This window comes from Chelativorans intermedius (assembly GCF_025398255.1).
GTDB classification, from domain to species: Bacteria; Pseudomonadota; Alphaproteobacteria; order Rhizobiales; family Rhizobiaceae; genus Chelativorans; species Chelativorans intermedius.
Genome location: NZ_JAODNW010000053.1, coordinates 1 through 6067 on the forward strand (window position 1 = coordinate 1; position 6067 = coordinate 6067).

General features: G+C 61.4%; 7 protein-coding genes and 1 pseudogene. 3 read left to right on the top strand and 5 right to left on the bottom strand.

Going from position 1 to position 6067, the window contains the following annotated elements; translation table 11 throughout:
- From NYR58_RS19875 to NYR58_RS19885, 3 genes and pseudogenes are all read right to left on the bottom strand, one after another.
- Positions 1–314, bottom strand: a pseudogene (locus NYR58_RS19875) (hypothetical protein); the annotation flags it as partial.
- Complete coding sequence (locus NYR58_RS19880) at positions 314–1246, bottom strand: ArdC family protein (protein ID WP_261522881.1); 933 nt, start codon at positions 1244–1246, stop codon at positions 314–316. The pseudogene NYR58_RS19875 and the gene NYR58_RS19880, both read right to left, overlap by 1 nt.
- Positions 1247–1480: 234 nt before the next feature.
- Positions 1481–1666, bottom strand: a complete 186-nt coding sequence (locus tag NYR58_RS19885; RefSeq protein WP_106573446.1) for a hypothetical protein — start codon at positions 1664–1666, stop codon at positions 1481–1483.
- Between the two features lie 275 nt (positions 1667–1941).
- Here NYR58_RS19885 and NYR58_RS20640 point away from each other — a divergent pair, with 275 nt between their 5' ends.
- From NYR58_RS20640 to NYR58_RS19900, 3 genes are read left to right on the top strand one after another with little or no spacing between them, the layout of a single operon-like run.
- Positions 1942–2421: a DUF6932 family protein gene (locus NYR58_RS20640; protein WP_390880976.1), complete on the top strand. Its 480-nt coding sequence runs from the start codon at positions 1942–1944 to the stop codon at positions 2419–2421.
- The gene (locus NYR58_RS19895) at positions 2418–3695 is read left to right on the top strand and encodes an XRE family transcriptional regulator (protein WP_261522877.1); all 1278 of its coding nucleotides are present in this window, start codon (positions 2418–2420) and stop codon (positions 3693–3695) included. The genes NYR58_RS20640 and NYR58_RS19895 overlap by 4 nt, the downstream gene beginning before the upstream one ends.
- Positions 3682–4767: a beta family protein gene (locus tag NYR58_RS19900; protein WP_261522878.1), complete on the top strand. Its 1086-nt coding sequence runs from the start codon at positions 3682–3684 to the stop codon at positions 4765–4767. The genes NYR58_RS19895 and NYR58_RS19900 overlap by 14 nt, the downstream gene beginning before the upstream one ends.
- On the opposite strand, the gene NYR58_RS19905 is transcribed toward NYR58_RS19900, so the two are convergent.
- Positions 4721–5326 (bottom strand): sce7726 family protein, encoded by a 606-nt coding sequence (locus NYR58_RS19905; protein WP_261522879.1) that lies wholly within the window; start codon positions 5324–5326, stop codon positions 4721–4723. The two genes, NYR58_RS19900 and NYR58_RS19905, sit on opposite strands and share 47 nt — an antisense overlap.
- A 222-nt stretch (positions 5327–5548) precedes the next feature.
- Positions 5549–6067 (bottom strand): hypothetical protein (locus tag NYR58_RS19910; RefSeq protein WP_261522880.1); only part of this gene is annotated, 519 nt, incomplete at its 5' end.

A 6067-nucleotide genomic window follows, 5' to 3' on the forward strand; every position in this document is an offset into this window, starting at 1 on the left:
AACGCGGGAATCGACGCCCAGCGTTTACTCTCGGCGGCTCCCATGAGCTGATCACGGATGCTGCCCGCCGAAACGACATGGACGGGAAATGGCAGGACGTTGGGCGACCGCAGCCATTCGAGATGCTCATAGACCGCCTTTGGCTCCCAGCCGGTATCGGCGAATACGGCGCAATCGGGCATCGGGCCAATCTCGCCATGGGCGGCCATCAGCGCCAGCGTCGTCGATTGGACGCCGGCGCCGAGCGATAGCACGCGTAGCCGGATGGCGGAGGGCTCGATGCCCTCCGCAGCAGCATTCGAAAAGGAAAGCATCAGGCCGCCTCCAACTCTCCGGTACCTGCGGCGGCAGGCTGCAGGCCGTGCAGATAAGTCACGGCCCGTTGCGCATGGGCAGCGGCCTGAAAGATTGCCCTTCGGTCGTCGGAAAGGACGCGCAACCAGCACGCCACATAGGACGCATGGTCCGGCCGTGGTTCGAGTTCGGGAACGATACCGAGGTCGGCGCAAAGCAGTGCCGAGCCGATTTCCGCGACGAGCTCTTCGCGCGCGCGCTCGGTCTTGTCCCTGGCGTAGCGGCTCAGATCGCGGCCAACCCGATCGGGCCTCGAGGTCCAGTGGACTGTTTCGTGACTGAGCACGGCGACATAGGATTCGGCGTCTCGGAACGTCTCGAAGGGCGGCATCTGGATGTGGTCGCTTGCAGGCGCGTAGAAGGCTCGCGCGCCGCCATGCCGGACCACGGCCCCGGTGTTGGCGAAGAACCGGTCGGCATGTTCGATCCGCTCGACAGGATCGATGACCTTCGCGGGCCGGTGGTAATAGTGATCGGGAAGCCCGTCGATCTGATCGCAATTGAAGACGGTGTACGTCTTGAGGAACGGAATATCGCGCTCCAGTTCCTCGCCCTGGGCGTCCGTCTCGGTTTTCGTGAACCGGCTCGCATAGACCACCGTCGCGCCGGTTTCGCCCTTGCGGACTTGTGCGCCGATCTGAGCCGCCTGCCGATAGGTCATCCAGAGCGGCGCGGTGAACCCGCGCGCCAGGCTCTCCGACCACAGCAACAGGACGTTGATGCCGGTGTATGGTTCACCGGTATGGCGCAGCGGCCGGGTGATCCGGCCGTCGGCATGGCCTGCGCTCCAGGGTTTCACCCATGGCCGCACGCCCTTCTCCAGATCGGCAACGATCTTTTCCGTGATGCGCGCGTAGATATCGGACTTCGCGCCCTTTTCTTTCCTGCTCATTTCAGCCTCCGTATCTGGAGGCCGCGCCGATCGCGGCCCCGTCACGCGGCCGGTTCAGGCGGAGCTTCAGGGCGCGCCTGCACCCGCAGGGCCGGACCGAAGGGGAGGACGGCGCAAGCCGTTGCCGGCGCGGCCGGCTCTGCCCAGGCCACCGACCGGGACGGGCTGCGGGAGGACGAAACAAGCGCGGCGGCGCCAGGCGCCGCCGCTGCGGAAAGTGAACCGGGAGCCGATTCAGTGAACCGCGTGTCCACCGGTGTAGGGATCGTATTCGAAGAGGATGTCGACCTCGGCGTCGTCGACCTCGTCGGCGGGCAGCACCCCATATGCGTCGTCGGACTGGAAAAGGACCACCGGGGTCATCAGGGTGCGGGCGAGTCTCCAAGCGTGTTTCTGAGCGAGTGAAAGATCGTGCGACATCCGAGGGCTCCATCGTTGGAGCGGGCCAATTCCCGCTCTGATGGCTCCGTCAGTGTGCGGCACGCGGACGCGATCACCGTGCAGGCGTCAGCCAAACGGCCGCAGCCTTGCTAGCGGACCCTTTACGGGTTGATCGTGGAAGTTCCGCGGCCGCACCAGGAATGCCATCCCTGAAGAGCGGGATTGACCCTCTCCGGGACTTGAAGCCCGTGTTGTGCGTTCTCGCGGGGCAGCCGGGCTTGCTTTTTGTTCGATACAACATTATTGTTGTAACGATGATTCCTGCCCTCGTCCAATTGCCCGGCTCTCCGTGGCCCACACTGCCCGCCGGGATGCACGCGGCGAGTTTAGAGGACGTGGCGGCTGCTTTCGCAACGAACGCTTGGCGGCGGGAGCTTTTCGAGGGGCTCGTTCTCGCCTCCGGCAAGCTGCGATTGGCGGGATGTGCGATGATCTATCTCGACGGGAGCTATGTGACAGGCAAGCCGAGGCCCGGCGACTTCGATGCATGCTGGGACCCTACCGGGGTCAATCCGGCCAAGCTTGATCCCGTGTTCCTGGAATTTTCGAACGGTCGGGCAGGGCAGAAAGCGGCATTCAAGGGCGAGTTCTTTCCGTCCTCGATGATGTGCGCGGATGTCGGGCGGGCATTCGTCGATTTTTTCCAACTGGATCGTTTCACAGGAAAACAGAAAGGGATCATCGCCATTTCGCTTTCGGCCGATCCGCTTCTCTCCGGGAAGGTGCAGCCATGATTTACAGCGACAAACAGTATGGCGTATCGAGTGCGCAACTAGCCAAGTTGCAAGACGCCCTTGCTGCTGCGAAAGCGCGCGCATCGGATCAGCATTGGCTCAAGCAGGCGGAAATTGATGGGCTCGAAAGCCAAATCGCCGATATAGAGGCGGAGCTTGCTGAATACGATCTGCTGAAATCCGGCCAGGTCTCGTTCTCGAAAACCTATGCGCTTGAAGAATTGCCGCATGTGCTGGTGCAGGCACGAATTGCCTCCGGAATGAGTCAAACGGACCTCGCCCAGAAACTTGGCATGAAGCCGCAACAGGTGCAGCGCTACGAGGCGACCGACTACATGGGCGCAAGCCTTGGTCGGCTGATCGAGATTTCGAAGACGCTCGGTGTGAAGGCGTCGGGAAGTTTTGAGGGACCGAAGCAGGCTGGCGGATCCGTGTTCGCGTGGGGTGATGCCGATGATATCGTCTGGGGGCAGTTTCCCTACAAGGAGATGATCAAACGCAGGTGGTTTGATCTGCCCCGCGGCGCAAACCCGATCGAGCGCGTGAAGGAGTACTTCCTGCACGCGGCCGGACCGCAATTTGCGACAGTCTTCCATCGCAAGAAGATGCGCAGCGGAAACGTGCCGAACGAATACGCCCTACTCGCGTGGCAGGCGCGCATTCTTGAGCGCGCGCGTAGCAAGATCGAAGCAGAAGAGATCGGGACGTTCGAACTCGATGACCGGTGGCTGCCGGAATTGGTGCATCTCACGAAAAGGAAGGACGGGCCGAAGCGTGCCCGCGATCTGTTGGCAGAGAAAGGCATCGTTCTCGTCGTCGAGCGTCACCTGCCAGGGTCGTATTTGGACGGCGCCGCCATGCTCGCTGATGGTGAGACACCAGTTGTGGGCCTTACGCTACGCTATGATCGACTAGATAATTTCTGGTTTGTGCTGTTGCATGAGCTCGGTCATGTCTTCCTGCATCTCTTCGACGGTTTGCGGTTCGACTTCTTCGACGAAGAGGACGGCAATGACGGTGATGCGATCGAGGCGCAGGCTGACAAATTCGCACTCGACGCGCTGATACCGGAAGCATTGTGGGATCAGTGTCTGTCCCGCTTCGCCCTCTCGGAAGAGGCGGTGAGGATCGACGCGGAGACGATCGGGATCGATCCGAGCATCATCGCGGGGCGCATCAGGAAGGAGCGCGGCAACTACACCATCCTGAACGATCTGGTCGGTAGGGATCAGGTGCGCTCGCAGCTAGAGGAGGCGAGCGATGATCTTGACTGAGGATATGTATGTTCCGGCGTTGCGGTGGCGTCAGGGCGAATACCAGGCGCTTGCCCGCCTTGCCGCCGTCGCCAAGGACCGTATCGTGCCCTATGTCACGATTCCAGAAGTCGAATTCGATTTCGAGTTGTGGCAGCCGAAGAAGACGGTCCAGGAGCATGTGCATCCGTTCGCCGCCCGCTTCAAAGCCAAGTGGGGGCAACGGCCAGCGTGGGTCGGCGTGCATCCCAGTATTTCCGGCGAACCGATGGGGGACGGCCGCGACATCTTCACATACGTATTCGAAGCCATGCGGACGTTCCAGGCAAACGCAATGCCCGCCGTTCCTCTCGATGCTTCCTCACCCATGATCGCATCGGTTGCAGGGATCGTTGCGACCGATGGGCTTGGAGCGGCCATCGCGGTCAGGCTGGAGGACCTAATGAAGCCGGATGCGCGCACGCGTATCGAGGCTTTGGCCGCAGCGCTCGGTGTATCGCTCCACGAAATTGACCTCATTGTCGATCTCGGTGCACCGAATTTTGAGCCCTACAATGCTTTTGCTGGCGCGCTCATTGCGGCCATGCAAAAGCTTGGGGACCTGCATGCCTTCCGCAATTTCGTCGTGATCGGCACGGCGATACCGGAAACGTTCAAGGATATTGCCAAGGGCGCCGACCAACTCCCGCGTCACGACTGGCTCTTCTATCAGGCGCTGCTCGGCAAGATGCCAGTCGGCGTTCGCCAGCCGAACTACGGCGACTACACGATCGTCCATCCAGAATTCAAGGCGTTGGATATGCGCATGATCAAGGCGGCCGGAAAGCTCGTCTATACGACGTCGGCGGCTTGGGAGGTGCGCAAGGGCGGGGCATTCAACGACAATCGTGCACAGATGCATGGTCACTGCGCGTCAATCGTAGCGTCGGGAAAGTTCGACGGTGCCGGCTATTCAAGCGGCGATGAATATATAGCGAGATGCGCGGTTCATAAGGAAGGACCGAGCAATCAGACGCGGTGGAAGGAGGTGGCGATCAACCACCACATCACGCGTGTGCTGGACGATCTCGCCACGCTTGGCGCTGCGCCATGAAAGTGCGAATGGAGGCGGTGATCTCGCGCAAGCTCATGGCTTCACATAGCATCTCGTAAAGCTGCCTTCTCGGCCGCCGGAGGTCCTTCGGCGCATATCCGGCCTGGCCCAGGAGTTCGATGACTTCATCGCGCCAGAGAAGATGCGCCATCATGACCGGATCGATCTCGGGATTGGCGATGGCGTTTCGCAATACATGAAAGCTGATACCGCCTCGTGGTCCCTGCTCCGCCACGATCACGCCGCACCATTCGGGAGCGTGACTCATGATGCTTGCGACATGCTTCGGCGCAGCGACGAGTGAGAGCTTTTGTAGCGTCTGGCGGTAGATGTCGATCTGCATCGCGAACCGGTCCAGGTTGTCCTTGGCGCTCTTGATTTCATAGCCGTGGATACAGCCGTTGATGACGGCCACGTCGATACGACTTCGGGCGTGCGCGAGGCCCAGTTCGTCGATCACGAGCGTATCGGGATGAGATTTGGCGCGCCGCAATCGTTTGGCATGTAGCGCAGCGCGAATGTCTGCGTCTGTCGTTCCCAACTTAGTCATGGCCGCCATCGTTATCCCCCCAGCCCACTTTCTGCCGGAAGTTCTGCTTTGTGCCAAGGTGGCATTCTGACTCACCTGACATTTCTCGGGGGCGTCACCAGCGATGTGCACGCCGATCGAGCTCGACCCTGAAGACCGCTGTTCTGGCCGAATGCTTATTGTCGTAGCAATCTCTCGCGGGATGGCAGCTGTCGAACCGAACGGGCGGAGCCGGAGCTCCGCCCGAGCCGCTCAGCCAAGAGCGGCCATCTGCATTTCGGCAGCCTTGCGATCTACGGTCTGGCCGGGATTTTCGACGTGGCGTTCGAAGGGCTTCCAGGCCTCACCGACGACCTCTTCGTAGGCAGCCACCACGCCTTCGGCGGCGCAACGGAGCGCGTGGGCCTGAATGCCCATGTCGGCGGCGAATTCGCGCTTGCGCTGGGCGGCACTGTCGAATCCGACTGGACCATCGAGGTCCGCGTCGCGGTCGTCGTTGGCGTTTCTGGCCGTGGCATCGCGGGCTTCCGAGACCGACCGGGAATAGAACTGACCGGCGCCGTGGGCTGAGCCGACATAGGAGCCGACGATCCGCTGGAGATGGATCTGCATGGCCCGTTCGCCGAGGCCTTCGCTCAGGGATTCGGCCGTGTCGATGATGATCTTGCGATGGAGATCGCGGATACCGTCGCTATCGATGACGGGGAGGCCGAAGCTTTCGGAAATGAGCGATGCCTGGGCGCTGTCGGGACAGGCGAGGCGGACCATTTC

What these genes read in the sequence shown, in the direction of transcription:
- NYR58_RS19880 (WP_261522881.1), bottom strand. Translation starts at nt 1,246, where the DNA reads ATGAGCAGGAAAGAAAAGGGCGCGAAGTCCGATATCTACGCGCGCATC.
- NYR58_RS19885 (WP_106573446.1), bottom strand. Translation starts at nt 1,666, where the DNA reads ATGTCGCACGATCTTTCACTCGCTCAGAAACACGCTTGGAGACTCGCC.
- NYR58_RS20640 (WP_390880976.1), top strand. Translation starts at nt 1,942, where the DNA reads ATGATTCCTGCCCTCGTCCAATTGCCCGGCTCTCCGTGGCCCACACTG.
- NYR58_RS19895 (WP_261522877.1), top strand. Translation starts at nt 2,418, where the DNA reads ATGATTTACAGCGACAAACAGTATGGCGTATCGAGTGCGCAACTAGCC.
- NYR58_RS19900 (WP_261522878.1), top strand. Translation starts at nt 3,682, where the DNA reads ATGATCTTGACTGAGGATATGTATGTTCCGGCGTTGCGGTGGCGTCAG.
- NYR58_RS19905 (WP_261522879.1), bottom strand. Translation starts at nt 5,326, where the DNA reads ATGGCGGCCATGACTAAGTTGGGAACGACAGACGCAGACATTCGCGCT.